Genomic DNA, 18,188 nt, shown 5'->3' with positions numbered 1-18,188 from the left:
CATCTTTTACGCCGCCTTGTTCTGTGGGGTTACGTCGCCCGCCCGATAGAGCCGGCCAAATTCGGTATTGAGGAAATCGGACAGCTTCACCTGCTCCTGCCGGACAAAGCCGGTCGAAGGCAGAACGCCCGTACGCATCAGATCAACCACGCCGAGTACGCCCGCTGCAGTGGTGACCTGAATGGCGCTCCAGACTTGTCCGTTGATCTCACGCGCGAAACTTTTATTGATCAGGGATTTTTCGCGCAGGGCACCGTCGATCTTGCCCTTGGCAGTACAGTAGACAAGCACCACATCCTGATCCGTGCGCGGCAGGGCGGCCTCAAAAATCTCTTTCAGAAGATCGCGGCGTTGACCCAGCCCCAGATCGTTCAAGAGCAGTTTCAGGATATCGCAATGACCCGGATAGCGGATCGAGCGGTAGGACACCGCCCGCGCCTTGCCCTCAAGGGTTTCGGGAAGGGTTCCAAGGCCGCCTGAGGTGTTGAAACACTCATACTCCACCCCGTCATGGCCCAGGACCTCATAGTCCTCCAACGGAGCGGTCTTCACCCGCTCGCCGTTCACGATGGCATCGCACGGGTTGCAGTATTCGTTGATCAGCCCATCGGTCGACCAGGTCAGGTTGTATTTCAAAGCGTTGGTCGGAAAGAGAGGCAAGGCCCCGACCCGCATATGCAGGCTGTCAATCTCATCAAACTCGGCCGCCAAGGACGCCCCCGCGATGCCGACAAAGCCGGGTGCCAACCCGCATTGGGGCATGAATGCGGTCTTGCTGTTTTCTGCCAAATCACGCACGGCATTGGTTGCGGCCACATCTTCGGTCAGGTCAAAATAATGCGCCCCGGCCCGCTGAGCAGCTTTCGCGATATTCGGTGTCAAAAAGAACGGAGCGGCCGAAATCACCGCGTCAAACGTCTTCAGGCCTTGCGCCAGACCTTCAATATCCGAGGCATCAATCTGCTTGGTCGCTACCCCAATTCTAGCGATGTCGCCCAAGGCCTTGAGATCATGATCCGCAACCGTGACGCTGTAGTTTGGCGACCCCTTCAACAGCGTGGCGATCATCTGCCCAATCTTGCCAGCCCCAACGATGCAAATATTCCAGCCCATAACGCGCCTCCTCCTTCTGGTTTTCAGTCCAGAGTGGCGGAGAATATCGTCATTTCGCAGGAGCTAAATTGACGATTTAACGGATGATTTCGTCATTTTTACGGGTCCTTTTCCCTTTTTGACGAAACAGGTTTTGGACATAGGTCGCGAAGCTGTCATCAAAAGCAGAGACGCGTTCAGTATCCGAAGGCAGGGCCTCGCGTCAAAATCCGGCCGTGCGCTCAATCAACCAATACATCGACACGGAACCAATGCCATAGGCAGCAACGATCGTGGCCTTTTGGCCCAGTGGCAACGCAACCTGCCGCCATACTGCGACCACGAGAGCCAAAGCCCCAATGAAACACAGCTGCCCGGCTTCAACGCCAAGGTTGAACGCTAGTAGGGCCGCAGGAATGTCGTTGGCAGGCAGACCAATATCTGCCAGAGCCCCGGCAAAGCCCAGCCCGTGCAAGAGCCCGAAGCCGAAGCAGACGATCCATGGTTTCTCCTTTGACAGTCGGAACCTGCCTTCGCCATCCTTTGCAATCTCCATCGCCAGAAAAACGATCGAGAGCGCTATGACAGCTTCGACTGGTGGCCCAGGAACGTTCAGAACGCCAAAGGTCGCAAGCGCCAAAGTGATCGAGTGCGCCAGGGTAAACGCGGTGACGGCCCCGACCAGCCGCCAGCGATCACGCACCAGAATAAACAAGGCAAGGACAAACAGAAGGTGGTCCCAGCCTTCCAGGATATGCTCGAACCCCAAGACGGAATACGCGGCCAAAACGGACCATGTTGACTGTGCCACCGGTATGGTCTGAACGGCAGCATCCGGCGTGAAACGAAGGGTCAGCGGTTCTGACTGCAACGGATGCAAGCGCACCAAAACATCGTTGTTTTGGGTCTCCAAGCCCTCAATCGCAATGGGCTGACCTGCAATGTCCGCGCTGCATTCTGTGACCCACGACGAGACCCAGGCCCTGTTCCCGGCCACCGGGTCTGGCCCTCGGGCCGGGGTGCAGACCTCGGGCAATACAGCGTCAATCGCCATCGGTCGGCCATTCACATCCGGTTTGCGCCAATGAACGCTCCAACTATCCGACGCGATTTGGCGTATTTCCAGGTAACCGGGATCAAGGGCATGCGCGGTGGCCTTGCCTGCCGTGAATGAAAACAGCAGCAAGATCAAAAAACAAAGTGCAGCCTTCATTCAGACAGCTCCGCAAAGTCTGGAACGATGATTTCATAGCCTTGGGCCAGTGTTTCATATTGCGCCTGCGCCAAATCCTCGCTTGTCGCACGCAGCCAGTCCCGCAAAACAACCTCGTGAATGTCTTCCAATGGCGGGTTCTTGCTGGGTTCAATCTCAAGGACCTTGACCAGATGAACACCGTAGCCCGACAGAACCGGACCGGCCCATTCCCCTTTTGCGAGGGTTGTCAAACCATCCGAGAACCCATTTCCGTAAACCGAGTCGACAACCCGTGTGGCTGACAACGGCATCGACGCGGGCAAAAGGGTCGATCTGCTGAGATCAGCGGGTTCTTGCTGCGCACGCAACGCTTCCAAGGCCCGTTCGACTTCGCCATCAGCGGGGTTTTCGCCCAGAAAGACCTGAGTGAAAGCAATCTTGTGAGGTGTCGTGTATTGGTCCAGATTTTGCTGACGAAACGCCTCTAAAACTTCGTCTTCCGGAACAACTGATGCGGCGATCGCTTCGGTCAGAAAGCCCATCTTTTGACTGAGTCGGGATCGGATGACTGTGTCACCACGATCAAGACCAAGCTTCTTCGCCTCACGCACCAGAACCTCTTCCCGGATTGAGGCGTCGACCAAGGCTTGCAGCTCGGCCGTGTTGGGTGGGCGTTTCCAGCGGGCTTCGAACTGTTCAGACAGCAGCGTGACGTCTTGCTCGGTAATTTCTATCCTCTCACTGTCTACTGCGGCTTCGGATTCCGGAGAAACGATGTGGAACCAGATGAATATGGCCGCCCCGATCAGGAAGAAATGGAACAGCGGTTCTTTTAGCAAACGCATGAAGGCTCCTGCGGGAAATGCACTCAGGTTCTGACCGTCGGTTTTGGAAACGGTTTGCACACAAATCTAGGCCCGACCTGCGGTGAGCCACAAGGGAACCGCCGGAGTGATATTCCAGACTCCGGCGGTCGGCTGTGTTTTCAAGACAGTTCACTCGGACGGCGTATACCAAATCGGCGAGGAATAGGCGCGCTCCTGATGTGTCAGGATCGCGTCCTCAGGCAATTCGGCCCCGAACCGCAGTTTGTCATACAGGATCCAGCGCGGGGTGGGGATTTCGATCGCCCGGACGTAGTAGAAGGCACGCTCATTCGGGTCGAAATCAGGATCGGACCAAACGGTGACCAGTTCAGCCGTGCCGATTGTGTTGGTCCAGCTGGCGGTATCAACGTCAACCGTATTTCCAACCGCAGGGATCTTGCCATTGCCGTCCGCGACGCGGTCGTCCGACCACGCTACATCATAGACTTTTTCCTGCATGGCGCCTTCGGCATCAAGCCACCCTTTGACCACCTGCACGCGATCCAGATTGGCACCAACCGGGTCACGCAGCGCTGCGATCAGGAAGGACGGAGCCCCATCCCCTTCGCGTGGACGCAGGTCAGACCCCATTGGGACACCCTTGGTATAACCAACATCCGCAAGAAAGCGGGTTTCCACATCCGCGTCACTGAAATCCCATCCGCCAAAGAACCGTAGGCCAATACGGGGGCCGGTTGTGGCATATGTCTCGCGGCGCTTGAACGCGTCAAAAATCGCAGCGCGTGTGTTTTCGGTCGCCCAAACGGCCGTGTACCCGGACGCCACAAGCAGATCGCCGGGGATTTCGCCAAGATCATTGGCAATGAACGGATGCTTGATCCTAGAGGCCGAAGGCTCAACACTGACGGACTTGCCGAAGAAGTTGTCCTCCTCCGCGGTGGCCAAAGAGGTATGACTGTCTGTCGCCCCTCCCATTCCGAACTTGTAGGGGTTTACGCCGAACTTCTCTTCCAGCATCAAACCGCGTTTAAGCGCTTCGCGGGCATATTCTCCGGCCAGCATGTCATCGGTTTTCAACTCGGTGATATCAAGATTGCCTACGTCCCAGTTTTCGTAGTCTGCAAATTCGTCATCGGGGCTGAGGAAGGGGTGCGCTTCGCCGTCACCCTTGATTTGCGTGACCTCATAATGTGGCTCCCATTTCGCACGGGCTGCGACGTAGTCCTCGTCGACCTTGCCGCCGTGATAGGTATCTTCTGTCGGGAACATCCAACCATTCGACAGGTTGCCGTTATGGGCAAAGGCCACAGCCCGGCCACCGGTTTTTTCCTGATACTCCTCCAACCATGCATAGAGCGACTTGGGATCCGTATCACCATAGGGCGGTTGCGTGACCGGAGGCACCATCTGAAGCGCTCGGATGGGGCCATCCCGCAGCATGACATTGCGGTGCAGGTTGAACCCCTTCGGGACCGAGGTCCACTCGAACCCTATGAAGGCCGTGAACTCGCCGGGGTCATTGTGTCGCTCGGCGGCGAGAACAATATGTTCCCACGTAAACGCAAACGCGTCCGCGCCCGGGCTGTAGGATTCCAGAAGCACCTCGGGCAAAGTCATCTGCGAAAAATTGGTGATGATATCAAAGGCCGTTTTTCCAGCCTCTTCTCCTCCGGCCTTGTAGCCTTCGTACCATTCCAAGCCTTTGGGATCAGACAGAACGCCCGGCTTACCGGCCTGAAGGTCCGGGGCAAAGCCCATCAGGTCAGTATGGTCCGTCAGTACCATCCAATCCAACGGTCGTGACAACCTGACAGGTTGACCTGTGGATGAGATGACTTGCTCTCCCTTGGCAAAGCGCCAGGCTTCATCGGGCAGCAATGTGTTGCCAAACGCACCGGCATCCAGCGATAGCCCCGTGTGAAGATGCGTATCCCCCCAAAGTGGACGTTCAGGGAAACTTCGGTTGGCGTAAGGTGAATATGGTTGGTCCTGGAACAAGCCTTCTGCGGCCTCTTCGCTTGGAACCGCGTCAGACAGTACGCTTGTTGGTGCCAACACAAGCGAAACCAAACAGACGGATAGCCGAAACATATTCACCTCCCTATACAAAAAATGAAGTCAGGTACCTTCGGGCACCCATGCGAAAAACATATTAGAATTTACCTATATCATAGGTCTCTGCTTTCTTTGAAATTTTTTTGAAAGCGTGCTTCAGTCGTAATTTGAACGTCCATCGCCGCCAATTCGATCTGCTCTATGGCGCGCTTTGCTTCGGCCCTTCACCAAGCGGTTGAAGCGTTCCTTGTTGTTCGAAACCCAAGCAACACAAACACCGTTCGAACGCAGCTTAGTCAGTCGCCACACCAGTCCCCAAAGCCAGGTTGAGGGCAAACTGAGTGGCCGGATCTGTATCAGCCCGGGCAAGCAAAGCCTCAAACTGCTGGTTTAACTGAGTACTCCCCCATTGCCGCGTAGCAATTGCAATCTGCAGGGCCAGGTCCGAGTCCATTCCTAAAGCTTCCGAGAATATCTGGATGATCTGAGGCTTGAATCTTGCCTGCGATTCACCGGCCTCAGCCAAAGCGCGAATAAGTGGCTGTCTGTCGACCGAAGTCCTTTGCCTGTCTTGCAGCGCCAATCCGATCGCGTTGATAGCGGCTTCCTCGTCTGCTTCTATACCGGCAAGTGCCCACTCATAAGAATGCAAGTCGCCCGAGGCCAGCACATCAGCAAAACGCGCCTTCACTATCGAGCGCGCCTGTGGATCTGTTTGCAGACCCAACAGGCGAATTGCGACGGATCTGTAGGGGAAGCGGTTCAAATCGTTGAAGTCCCGCAGAATCTGCCTGGTCGTGGACGTGTCACCGATTGGGCGCACAAGCTTGTAGGGTGCCCGCCCGATTTCTATCAGGGCCGCGTTATGAAGCGCGGTGTCCGCGTGCCACAAATATTCGGCAAAAAACTGAACACGGTCCTGAGTGTCCGTTTCGCCGTAGGTCCACAATGCACCGGCCAAGCGTAGGTTCTCGAAAAATTCAGCTCTTTCCGGGTCGACTAGAAAAATACGCCGCCATGCCTTCGAGAAGCTTCGATCAGTGCTTTCTTGATAGTCCGGCCCGTAGGTCAACAAAACAGATCTTGTAGCATCCAAGCGGAGGGCGCGCCGCGTTACGCTATCAATGAGGAAGGGAATATCCGGCAGGTCGCCAAGGCTTTCCCACCGTCCTTTCAGAACCTCCTGCACACCGTATCTGAACGGGTTTTCGATCGCAGGACCAGCCAACACTATGAATTCGGCCGACAGGATGTGATCTGCAAGCGACGCCTCGGGCCGCTCGATACAAACCCCACACGCGTGTCCGGCTCGCGGTTCAACAAGCCCGAAGATAGTCGCCAATATGATCAGAATTATTCTCAACCTACGGAAAAACTCCTTAAACCAAGTGCAAAGCGCGGTACCATAGGATCAGAGTAGCAGCTAAGGACTTTTTATCCAGCCGGAGATTAGTCTGTGGTTTTTTTGCTTTTTTGTTCTTTTGAGCGATCGCTTTGGGGATCTATCCGCATTCGAAGGGCTACTTTGTACCTCTGCGCCTCTAGTCAGCGACGACTTACAACTCCGCGTAAAGAACGGCTTGCCAAGGCGCGCGAGAAGTTCTGGTTTTCTTGAAGTGGCTACCAAGCTGAAGTTTGCTACGGGTGCCGCACTCGTCGTCATTGACGGCCACAACGCGGATAAAACGGTCATTCGCGTCTCTTGAAACCTAGACAAATCAAAATTCGATATTCATTGAGGTCTCGACGGCATGTACACCTATACCGACGACAATGCCCGCAAAGATAAGCCCAACAAATGCGTTGATAACCGACAAAACCCGGCTCGTGGGTTTCTCGGGCCTAATGTCTCCGTAGCCAACGGTAGTTGCGTTTATGAACGCATGGTAAAGGCTCACCCCGGTCGACCAGCCTTCGATCCGACCAATTGATATCCCGAGCATGCAAACCAAAACCAACAGGAAAAGAAGTATCGGTGACAGGTAGATCAGGTCCCAAAGGAAAACCGATAGAAACGTGCAAATGTAGCTGGCGTCGCAACCCATAGCGAAACTCTACCTCACTGCCAGTTGTGGGCCTAGTTGAATACCAATGTCTTAACAGGAAGCAGAATGGCCTGCGCACGCAAGACAATTGCATTTGCTATACCCATGCCATCCACAATCCTTGCGATGAAGGCAGACAGGCCCGTGATCTCACCAGCGTCGATCTCCTTTGCTCGGCTCGTATACGCAACGCCCACGCACGCACTACCTGGCGGGATGCTATCAAGATGCTGAGGAAAAATAGGTGCTAGGAACGCTGTAACTGTACCGGGTCGCGCTCGATCCTGCTGATCCAACAGCGTATCACCCGGTCGGAACTGCCCCGCGGCAATCGCCCCTTGCACGTCATCGACAACCATCGGGACTATGGTCAACGGTTTAGACGCGCAGGTAATTTCCACCAGCATACCCGGCTTTAGTACACTGGCAGAAATCTGACCAAAAGCTGCGATAAAACGCCCCTGTCCCGTAACCTCAGGCACCAAAATCCCGGCAGGGCGTAGTATTGGATTAACGATATCACCCGGCTTGAGGAGAAATTGCGTTACCGTCCCATCCACCTCGGCAAAAACGGTGGATTTTGATATCTCGTTCTCAGCCTCTCTCAAAACCGCACGCGCAGTTTCAAGCTGTGCAGGGAGAAGGGTGGTTTGGCGCAATTTGGCACCGTCTAACGAGGCAATAGCGGCTGCGCGCTGACTTTCTGCGCCGGTCACTGCGGTTTGCAACCGTTCCAGTTCCTGCTCACTAACAACGGTGTTGTTTCGCTCCGCAAGCTCCAGGCGTCGCTCCAAATCACTCGTCGCCTGAGCAAGGTCAGCTTCTGTCGCTTCAACCCTGGCGGTGGCATTCGCAACTTCCGTTGCGGTCAGGCCTAAAGCCGCCTCAATCTCTTCGATACGTCGCTGAGCCGTTTCTGCTGCCGCCACCTGCCGTGTGGTGTCCAGTCGGAAAATCGGCTCGCCAGCCATAACGTCCTCATTATTGGCAACGTAGACCTCCGCGACCCGCCCCACGCGATCCGAGAGAATGGTAACTGTGCGAAATGCAGCTGAGACATTCCGCGTTGAAGGGTGGAAATAGAAGATCACCGTGATCAGCGTCACAGCCAATATTGCACAGGCAGTCAGACCCCACCGCAACTCGTACCAGACATTGAACAGGGTAATTTCTTGGCCCCACCGCTTGCCCTGCTTGTAGCGGCGATAGAGGTAGTCCGGAACGATTGTGATCAGTGCAGAGAAGACCAACTCAAGCATCGTGGCTCTCCGAGATGTCTACGTCGGTCTTGAGCGGAAAGATTTCATGCAAGGGCACGGCGGCGATCAGAATTGCTGCGATCCAGAAAGCGTTGTTGAGGGTGAAGAGGGAGATCAATCCAAGCACACCGACTAACTGCATTTGCACTTTGTGAGCACCTGCTGCCATGCGGTCTGGAATGGCCTGTACGGTGAAGTAAAGCGCACCAAAACCCAGCAGCACTATGACTAGAACCAACCCAACAACGATCAGAAAACCGTCTGTCTCCCCCGGGGGTGTTACCCAAAATGGGAGCCTTGCCATTGCCTCATCAGAAATAGAACTGTTCACCTGCCCCTCCCCGCATTCAGGTAATCACATTCGAATATAACTTATGGAAATCAAGAAAACCAATTTGCGTTGAGGCTTTTGGGTTTGTTCAAACGCACCATCGAAAATTTTGCTAGACCACCAAACTGTGGGTCTCGGGTGCATAGAAACCGCCATAAATATGTTAAGATTACTGTTGGGTCCGTTCTGAGGTTGTAGCTTTCGAATGTATCCGTAGCATTCAAATGGCACGCCATTTCTGCTTTGCTCTCATCCCGGCCCTATGGGTATGTATCGTGCAGAGTTTCTTGTTGCCCGCCCGAAAACGTACCGTTTCCGCTCGTGTTGATTTGACAATGCTTCCAGAGGGTTTGCGTAAATAGGAACACCGCCCGAAGGCGGCGCTAAGTGTTTGTTATCTGATACTAAAGATTGGTTGCGGGAGGACGCAACCAGCGTTGTCGAACACCGTTGAAGTATCTACTTAGGAAACGAAATTGACAATAATGGGGCTAGTCAACCGTCAAGTGAATGGGTTTGCAGCAGATGAGATTTAGAACCATACTTCGGCTTCGACTAGCACGATTGCTTTCCACAACACTTGGTTGACCATATTCCTTGCAACTGACCAGTCTTGGTGGCGAAGAATCTCTTTCGCACCACCCAAAGGTTACGGCCGAAGCCGTAACCCTTAATTCCATCGCACCCGGTTCAGCGTCAACTGTGTTAAACATCACGTAAAAATCCATGAGACAAAAACGCCATTTGTTATTGGGTTGCATCCAAGCCCGGCGGAACGTCTTTGCAATAACCACCCGCGCAAAACACACCGCTGCCAGGCATCGAAGCTGGTACCCAGATATCGTGACCACTGACTTCGTCCACAAACCAAATGTCAATACAGGCGTTTTCAACAACCAAGTAAACTGGGTTGTCTGGCGCGAGCGGCACTCCGTCGATTTCCATCAGTACGAGTTGAATCCCGAGTCCTTCGGCTAGAAAACGCTGTTTGTAGTTGCCGTTGTTGGGCGGCGGATCTGAAAAGTTTCCTGTAGTCTCAGATATAAGGCTGTTGCCATTCACATTGAAGGTCCAACGAACGTTGATAGGAATTCCTTCGAAAGTATTCGTCTTTGGATCTCGACACATAACATACTTAGTTGTCCGAATGTCGAACTCTCCGCGGCCAAGACCTATTCCTGTTCCAACGTGAAGTGCATTCTGGACAGCACGCATGGAACTGCTCCCGAGTAGTGGCGTTCCATATAGCTTTTTACCCAATGCCTCACATTTTTCCGCACCGATGGATGTGACGTTGAGAATTGCAATCGCCGCGGCACTCGACATCCCCCCCAATAGCAACGCCTCTCCAAGAGGCGCTGATGTGTCATCATCTAGGAGTCGTTGAAGCTCAGCAGGTGGTTCGTTTCTCATTACCTCAAGATCATCGACAGATTGCACTGATAGCTCATTTACAGTTTTGAGGCTGAATTCTTGATTGGAAAGTGCCTCCGAAAGCATTCCAAGATCAATGTTCTGTCGTTCTCCACCGGTCTCGGTAATGTAGCTGTAACTAACTGGAGGTAAACGTTGAACTTCCTGCTCCTGACTATGGACTTGGGTCGCAGCAACAGTAGAAACCGCCAACATTGTAGGAGCTATCAGAAACTTTATTCGCTGAATCCCAAAACAAAAATTTGTGGTCATGAAACCCTCCACAAAGCAATAAACCGTCGAAAAAGGCACCAATAATCAACAATTTGCATCTAGTTTTAGCGCACTAGCAGAAATTGTCCCTGCAATCCGGGTGCTTTGCGCCCACCATCCATGGTAAGCGGTATTAGCACAGCTAAGCCTAATTTGCACGTGATTTGCCAGAGGTTGGCATTGCGCAATACTCATCGATGGAGTTCGATGAACGAATTTAGGTAGTTCGCCGAAAATGCCAGACGCTTGCCGCGCCTTATTCCCTCTCCGCCGCAATGCTACACTGCAGCGCGGATGTTGGCCTCAATTCGTGCGGCAACACCCAAATGATAGGCAACTCCGCCCTCTTTCTGGTTTGCCTTCATCTTATTGATCGTAGAGAGAGCGAGTTCAACATCGCCATCGCGAAGATATGCGTCCGCCAGCAGCGTGTATGCATATTGCGTGATCTGCGTTGAGCCTGTAGCCAGATAAGCATCAATCGCCTCTAAAAGACCAGAAATTGCAAGCGTAGGCTCTCCAGAACAGGCTTGAGCCCATGACCGAACTATGGCGCTCCAAGCGTCCCAGTACTTGAAATTGTGTTCGCTGCTGATCTTAGATGCTTCGTCAACCAATTCTAGCAACGCGTCGATGTCACCCAAAGGTTGATAAGATGTGGCAAGAATATTAAGAGCATAGCATCGCGAAAACTCGTGTTCTTCGGAGTTCAATTCTATGACTGCGGTCTCGATCCCGGAGCGAACATCGGCGGGGTCATCGCCATTCAAGGCTCGGGCCCAACAGCGCATCGCCGCATCGACTGGGCCAATGTCTGCGGCGTGAAATCGCAGTATATCCTCGACCGTACAGTGTCGACGAAACGCGAGCGCTCTGTCAAATTGGGCGATCGCAGCTGAGAAATTCCCCAGCATAAACATTGCCATTCCGCGATTGTGGTTGCCGACCGACTTCATAGTAACATCGTCGCATTCTTCCGCAATTCGATCAAAATCGTCGCACATCTTAAGCGCGCTTGCAGCGTCGCCTAGCATCAACTGCACGCCAAATTGAACGTGAATGGCGAGAAATGCATCCTCAGGTGCCGTTGCTGAACTGAGAAGTAACTCATGCAATCGAGCCATGTTCTCAAGAACCGGATGCGAGCCAAACGCACGAGTATTCAACGCGACATTAAACATCTTACGGAGTGCGATTTCTTCGGACGCACCCGTTTCCTGATCACCTAATATTTTGTTTTGGTTTAGAGCATTTTCAAGATGTTGGATTGTCTCTTCGGTTGCAGAGCGGTTCGCTGCATGGATTGCTGCATCACGCCATGCGTCCCTTGCCTGGGCGGGCATTTCCGCAAGCGTGTAGTGTTGCGCAAGCAAATCTGGTTGTTGGAGCGCCAAGTCAGGATATGAGGCCACAATCACTCTGGCGATCTGCCGGTGTAGTGTTTTGGCACGGCTTTTGAGCATCAGATCGTAAGCTGCATCTTGAATCAAAGCATGCCGGAACGAGTAAATTCGATCCGGTTGATTTCCTCTCGGCACGAGAATGTCTACATCAGAGAGATAGTCTAGTTGATTGCGCGCTTGCTCGAAGGACAACCCGGTGACGGCCTGAACCATGGATGGATAGATCATTCGTCCGATCGCGGCACAAACGGGGACCACCTCCCGGGCGGTCACCAGCCCATCAATCTTCGCGCGTAGTAGATCTTTCAAAGTCGAAGGCAGCGAGATTAACTCACCATCATTGCGCGCCGAGCTAGGGTTATTCAGGCGCCGCCGGACCATATGGGCTAGTTCTTCGAGAAACAGCGGAACACCATCGGATTTTTGGATGATTTGATTTTCTATTTCAGGAGCGGCTATTTCACCTGAAAGCTCGTTGCGCATCATTTCGCGAGCACAGAAATCATCTAGTCGCGGTATAGTGAGGGACGTGACGCGTGATAGCCCAGTCCAACGTAGCTGATATTCAGGTCGCGACGTGCACAAGATCATGACTCGATGCTGGTGAAGGCGCTCAATCAGTATATCTATTAGTTCTTCAGTAGATGGATCTACCCAATGAAGATCCTCAAACAGCAGTAGTACAGGGCTCTGATCTGAAAGCCGGACAGCAAGATTTACCAATAGTTGATTCAGTAGAGATTTGAGTTGCTCTGGCGAAAGGTCGATTGCCCGATCACTAACACCCGTACGGATTGATAGAAGATTTGCAAATGATGCGAATGCACGCTCATAGTCCGGTCCGGAAAACCAACTATTCAATAGGCGTCTGAGTTTGCTTTCTTGCTGTTCTTGCGTGTCCGAGCGTCGAATTTTTGCAGCTTGGTTAACAAGCGAGACAAGAGGGAATAACGCGTTGCTTTGGTGGTGAACAGAACACTGAAAGTTCAGACGTTGCCCGCCATCGTCGCCAATCCTATTCCATAGTTCCTCAACAAGCCTCGACTTGCCTATACCGGCTTCACCAGAGAGTAGAACAGTTTGTGTTTGGCCGTCACAAACTGACCTCCATCGGCTTTCGAGCAAGCGTATTTCCTCTTCGCGGTTGACCATTGGCGAAATCGCACGTTTTTGACGCGAACGAAACCGCAATCCCGTATCGGGAGATTCGTTGACAGACCAAACGCCTTGGGGTTTCTGAAAGCCTTTTAATTTATACTCACCGAGCCACTCACACTCTATGGACGTGCCCAACAACCTCTTCGTTCGGTCACTTATCGCGACTGTTCCTGGCCGAGCGACAGCCACAATCCGGGCTGCCAAGTTCGGCGTATCGCCGTAAGCCAGCCCCTCGCGCATCGATTGCTCTTCAACAACAAGATCACCGGTAGCTATCCCAATCCTAGCTCGAATGGTGCGGCCCACTGCGGAAAGGTGCTTGCTCAGTCCACCGCAAATATCCAAACCAGCTTTCACAGCTCGTTCTGCATCATCCTCGGCGGCAGTGGGATATCCGAAATAGGCAGTGACCGCATCTCCGATGAACTGAGCTACGTGCCCGTGATGGTGACCAATCGCCTCGAGTGCGACCCTTTGATACTGATGTATCACATCGCGATAGTCTTCCAGATCAAGCTCGCTGGAAAGTGCGGTCGACTCTACTAGGTCCACAAACATCATTGTCAGATGCAGCTTCTCCGTTGTGTCTACTATGTTGCCAGATTGGGTATTGCTAAGTTGGCCGGTAGCACTCTGAATAAGTGTGTTGGTCTTGACTGACGTCAGAGAACTCTTGGAGGCCCCTTTGAGAGTTTTCAAAGCACGCATTATGCGTTTTCGATCACCCACGTTTAGACCCAACTCTGTAAAGTCAACCTCTTCCAGATCTGCTATTATTTCTAGGTCGACAGAGTTTTTGGCGAACACATCATAGTGTTTGTCTAGCGAATGACTTTCTAGCCAGGCTTTGAGTTGGTCCATCTCTCCCCTCCGAACTTCGGAGATAGTCAGAAATTAGAAACTTCTGACAATTCTCAAAGTTGTGAAAACAGCTTTTGAAAGGTCTTGATTTTATTGTGAAAATAGTTCGTGCAGATTAGACCTGATGATAATAACAGAAAACTCGATTTTCTGAAATGGGCGGAAGAAACTCACATTGGTCTGGCTCTATCAACCTGAATCGTACCAGGTTCCCCTGCCCCAAGCGGTCCGAGCGGTTCTCAGCTACCTGCCACTTCTTCCTAGCAATACCTATGTAGTTGCCTATACTGTCCCAGGCCACCACGCTGCCAACCCGCAAAACCAGTGGCTTTTGCGCACCGGCTTGACGGCACCCATAGGTCGCGAGTCCGCTTTTGGATTCGAATGGTAATTATTGCAACGCATTGCCCCACGCTCCTCTTAGGACTATATCACGCTTCGAGAGCGTTGATCATGACGTCCCGAAATGCACCATAACTGCACGACCTTTGTAGAAACTCCTTCTTTCCTCTGCGGCACGTCACCGTAGATGGTCTGGAGCCAAATCGGAAACTGCGCGGATGACAATCGAGGCGTCGGCTTTCAACGCCTTCGTTTCCACGATCTCCAACCGGCTTTCCACCAATTCATACTTTCCCACATAAGACGGCGGCTTGCCCAACAATTTGGTCAACCCAGCTTGTAACAACCCTGCCCACTGCCTGAGCCTGACGAGGTATTTTTGCTACAAAAACAGTTCGCTTGACTGTTTGTAGTCTGATCGGGCTGTTTGGATTTTCTGACGCTGGTTGCGGGAGCAGGATTTGAACCTGCGACCTTCAGGTTATGAGCCTGACGAGCTACCGGGCTGCTCCATCCCGCGACACTTTGCGTTGGTCTACCGCCTATTCGGCTACTTGAGACCATTTGTTGGCCTACCGCTTACGCTACTTGAGGCCGTGTAGTGTTCTTCTGATCGTATTAGAGAGACTGTGGGCTTTTACTAGGTTTGGCGGTGACCTACTCTCCCGGGGCTTAAGCCCAAGTACCATTGGCGCGGCAGTGCTTAACTTCCGGGTTCGGGATGGGACCGGGTGTTTCACTTGCGCTATGACCACCAAACCGAGGAAAAGCCCATGTTGACTTTCTTGCTGTGCAAGAAAGCGACGAGGTGGCAGTTAGCGTATGTGCGTTGCCACTCGGTTGTGTTTTCAATCAACATCGCGGCTTGGCGCTACGACGTCATCCATTGTCAAGGTCGGTGTATGCTTTTGGTTTGATTTGTCTTTCTGTTACTGGATCAAATCAAGCCTATCGGGCGATTAGTACCGGTCAACTGAACGCATTACTGCGCTTACATCTCCGGCCTATTGACGTGGTGGTCTTCCACGGCCCTCAGGGAGACCTTGTTTTGAGGGGGGCTTCCCGCTTAGATGCCTTCAGCGGTTATCCTGTCCGATCATAGCTACCCAGCACTGCCGTTGGCACGACAACTGGTCCACCAGTGGATCGTTCACCCCGGTCCTCTCGTACTAGGGGCAACTCCTCTCAAGTCTCCTACACCCACGGCAGATAGGGACCGAACTGTCTCACGACGTTCTAAACCCAGCTCACGTACCTCTTTAAACGGCGAACAGCCGTACCCTTGGGACCTGCTCCAGCCCCAGGATGAGATGAGCCGACATCGAGGTGCCAAACACTGCCGTCGATATGGACTCTTGGGCAGTATCAGCCTGTTATCCCCGGCGTACCTTTTATCCGTTGAGCGATGGCCCTTCCACTCGGGACCACCGGATCACTATGGCCGTCTTTCGACTCTGCTCGACTTGTCAGTCTCGCAGTCAGGCTGGCTTCTGCCATTGCACTCAACGAGCGATTTCCGACCGCTCTGAGCCAACCTTCGCGCGCCTCCGTTACGCTTTAGGAGGCGACCGCCCCAGTCAAACTACCCGCCACGCAGGGTCCCGGGTCCGGATAACGGACCGCGGTTAGACATCAAGAGTGCGAAGGGTGGTATCTCAAGGGAGGCTCCACGGATACTTGCGTTTCCGCTTCAAAGCCTACCACCTATCCTGCACATCACAATCCTGATGCCAGTGCGAAGCTGTAGTAAAGGTGCACGGGGTCTTTCCGTCTAACCGCGGGAAGCCTGCATCTTGACAGGCAATTCAATTTCGCTGAGTCGATGTTGGAGACAGCGGGGAAGTCGTTACGCCATTCGTGCAGGTCGGAACTTACCCGACAAGGAATTTCGCTACCTTAGGACCGTTATAGTTACGGCCGCCGTTTACCTGGGCTTCAATTCAAGGCTCTCACCTCTCCTTTTAACCTTCAGGCACCGGGCAGGCGTCAGACCCTATACGTCGTCTTGCGACTTCGCAGAGCCCTGTGTTTTTAATAAACAGTCGCCACCCCCTGGTTTGTGCCCCCAGCCCCTAGTTGCCTAGGAACCGGGCCTCCTTCTCGCGAACTTACGGAGGTATTTTGCCGAGTTCCTTCAACATCGTTCTCTCAAGCGCCTTGGTATGCTCTACCAGTCCACCTGTGTCGGTTTAGGGTACGGTCTGATGGAGGGCTATTTCCAGGAACCACTCAGCAGCCCAATCAATCCGATAAGATTGAACTACACCTGTGATCCGTCACATCCTCCTGGCCTAGGAATATTAACCTAGTTCCCATCGCCTACGCCTTTCGGCCTCGGCTTAGGGGCCGGCTTACCCTGCTCAGATTAGCTTTAAGCAGGAACCCTTGGACTTTCGGCGAGAGTGTCTCTCACACTCTTTGTCGCTACTCATGTCATCATTCTCACTAGTGATCTCTCCACCGGATGGCTCACGCCCCGGCTTCATCGAAAGAACTCGATCCGTCATTACATCCAGGTGGATGCAAATACGGATGAGTTCTATGTCACACTACGCTCTGCTACCGATGCTTACGCATCCCTAGACTTCGGCTCATGGCTTGAGCCCCGTTACATCTTCGCCGCAGGACAACTTATTTAGACCAGTGAGCTGTTACGCTATCTTTAAAGGATGGCTGCTTCTAAGCCAACCTCCTGGTTGTTTTGGTCGTCCCACCTGCTTTCCCACTTAGCCATGAATTGGGGGCCTTAGTCGTAGGTCAGGGTTGTTTCCCTCTCCACTACGGACGTTAGCATCCGCAGTGTGTCTGCCATCTAGTACTCCCGGGTATTCGGAGTTTGGTTAGGATCAGTAAGCCTGTGGGGCCCCATTACCCATCCAGTGCTCTACCCCCCGGGGTATTCGGATGACGCTCTACCTAAATAGATTTCGCAGAGAACCAGCTATCTCCGAGTTTGATTGGCCTTTCACCCCTAGGCACAGCTCATCCCGATCCTTTTCAACGGATGTGGGTTCGGTCCTCCAGTAAGTGTTACCTTACCTTCAACCTGGCCATGCCTAGATCACTCGGTTTCGGGTCTGATCCCACGAACTCATGCGCCCTATTAAGACTCGCTTTCGCTACGCCTACACCTAACGGCTTAAGCTTGCTCGTGAGACCAAGTCGATGACCCATTATACAAAAGGTACGCCGTCAGATCTCGAGGATCCTCCGACTGATTGTAGGCGTTCGGTTTCAGGTACTGTTTCACTCCCCTCGTCGGGGTGCTTTTCACCTTTCCCTCACGGTACTGGTTCGCTATCGGTCAGCAAGGAGTACTTAGCCTTCGAAGGTGGTCCTCCGATCTTCAGACAGAATTTCACGTGTTCCGCCCTACTTAATACGTCCATCAAAGCTTCCTATACGGGGCTGTCACCCGCTATGGCCACGCTTCCCAACGTGTTCTAGTCACTTATCTGGCTCGGCTGGTCCCCGTTCGCTCGCCGCTACTAGGGGAGTATCAATTGATTTCCTTTCCTCCGGGTACTTAGATGTTTCAGTTCCCCGGGTTTGCTCTTAAAACCCTATGTATTCAGGTCTTAAGTACCTGTTTAAATCCGTTGTAATATTGCGGAGCAATTTACAACGAACTTTCAGGTGGGTTGCCCCATTCAGAGATCCATGGATCAAAGCTTATTCTCAGCTCCCCATGGCTTATCGCAGAGTATCACGTCTTTCATCGCCTCTTGCTGCCAAGGCATTCACCAAACGCCCTTCTCGCGCTTGATTTGATCCAGAAAGAGAAAGACACACGATATTTGTGCTACCGCCTATTCGGCTACTTGAGCACAAGTATGTCAATCGCGACCGCCCAGCTGGTAACTAAAGGCGATCTTTCTTCTGAACCAAAAGCATACTTTCCCGCCTTCCATCCTGGAACCCGCGCTGCCGATGT

10 protein-coding genes, 1 tRNA gene and 2 rRNA genes are annotated in these 18,188 nt (G+C 52.9%); all 13 read right to left on the bottom strand.

What is annotated here, in order from left to right:
* Window positions 1-6 precede the first annotated feature (6 nt).
* A complete protein-coding gene (locus ACP15L_RS14730) occupies window positions 7-1,113 on the bottom strand; it encodes a saccharopine dehydrogenase family protein (protein ID WP_425084756.1) in 1,107 nt (368 codons plus the stop codon).
* A gap of 202 nt (window positions 1,114-1,315) precedes the next feature.
* The gene (locus tag ACP15L_RS14725; RefSeq protein WP_425084755.1) at window positions 1,316-2,305 is read right to left on the bottom strand and encodes a HupE/UreJ family protein; all 990 of its coding nucleotides are present in this window, start codon (window positions 2,303-2,305) and stop codon (window positions 1,316-1,318) included.
* The gene (locus ACP15L_RS14720) at window positions 2,302-3,132 is read right to left on the bottom strand and encodes a peptidyl-prolyl cis-trans isomerase (RefSeq protein WP_425084754.1); all 831 of its coding nucleotides are present in this window, start codon (window positions 3,130-3,132) and stop codon (window positions 2,302-2,304) included. The genes ACP15L_RS14725 and ACP15L_RS14720 overlap by 4 nt, the downstream gene beginning before the upstream one ends.
* A 150-nt stretch (window positions 3,133-3,282) precedes the next feature.
* Window positions 3,283-5,205, bottom strand: coding sequence for a DUF3604 domain-containing protein (locus ACP15L_RS14715; RefSeq protein ID WP_170379816.1), 1,923 nt, complete (start codon window positions 5,203-5,205; stop codon window positions 3,283-3,285).
* Window positions 5,206-5,461: 256 nt separating this feature from the next.
* Entirely contained in the window at window positions 5,462-6,358 is an 897-nt protein-coding gene (locus ACP15L_RS14710; protein WP_425084753.1) for a hypothetical protein, read from the bottom strand.
* Window positions 6,359-6,887: 529 nt separating this feature from the next.
* On the bottom strand, window positions 6,888-7,214 hold the full coding sequence (locus ACP15L_RS14705) for a potassium channel family protein (RefSeq protein ID WP_170379822.1): 327 nt from the start codon (window positions 7,212-7,214) through the stop codon (window positions 6,888-6,890).
* A 32-nt stretch (window positions 7,215-7,246) separates the two neighbouring features.
* Window positions 7,247-8,473 (bottom strand): biotin/lipoyl-binding protein, encoded by a 1,227-nt coding sequence (locus ACP15L_RS14700; protein WP_170692426.1) that lies wholly within the window; start codon window positions 8,471-8,473, stop codon window positions 7,247-7,249.
* Window positions 8,466-8,804: a hypothetical protein gene (locus ACP15L_RS14695; protein ID WP_425084752.1), complete on the bottom strand. Its 339-nt coding sequence runs from the start codon at window positions 8,802-8,804 to the stop codon at window positions 8,466-8,468. The genes ACP15L_RS14700 and ACP15L_RS14695 overlap by 8 nt, the downstream gene beginning before the upstream one ends.
* Before the next feature lie 747 nt (window positions 8,805-9,551).
* Window positions 9,552-10,490 (bottom strand): hypothetical protein, encoded by a 939-nt coding sequence (locus ACP15L_RS14690; RefSeq protein WP_425084751.1) that lies wholly within the window; start codon window positions 10,488-10,490, stop codon window positions 9,552-9,554.
* Window positions 10,491-10,768: 278 nt separating this feature from the next.
* A complete protein-coding gene (locus ACP15L_RS14685; protein ID WP_425084750.1) occupies window positions 10,769-13,912 on the bottom strand; it encodes an AAA family ATPase in 3,144 nt (1,047 codons plus the stop codon).
* Between the two features lie 785 nt (window positions 13,913-14,697).
* Window positions 14,698-14,774 (bottom strand) — tRNA-Met (locus ACP15L_RS14680).
* Window positions 14,775-14,898: 124 nt separating this feature from the next.
* Window positions 14,899-15,013 (bottom strand): 5S ribosomal RNA (gene rrf / locus ACP15L_RS14675).
* 179 nt (window positions 15,014-15,192) lie between these two features.
* Window positions 15,193-18,022, bottom strand: a 23S ribosomal RNA gene (locus tag ACP15L_RS14670).
* Window positions 18,023-18,188: the final 166 nt, after the last annotated feature.

Source organism: Ruegeria profundi (assembly GCF_049800715.1).
Classification (GTDB): Bacteria; Pseudomonadota; Alphaproteobacteria; order Rhodobacterales; family Rhodobacteraceae; genus Ruegeria; species Ruegeria profundi_A.
The sequence above is the reverse complement of the archived record's forward strand: the minus strand, read 5'-3'. Positions and strand labels throughout refer to the sequence as shown.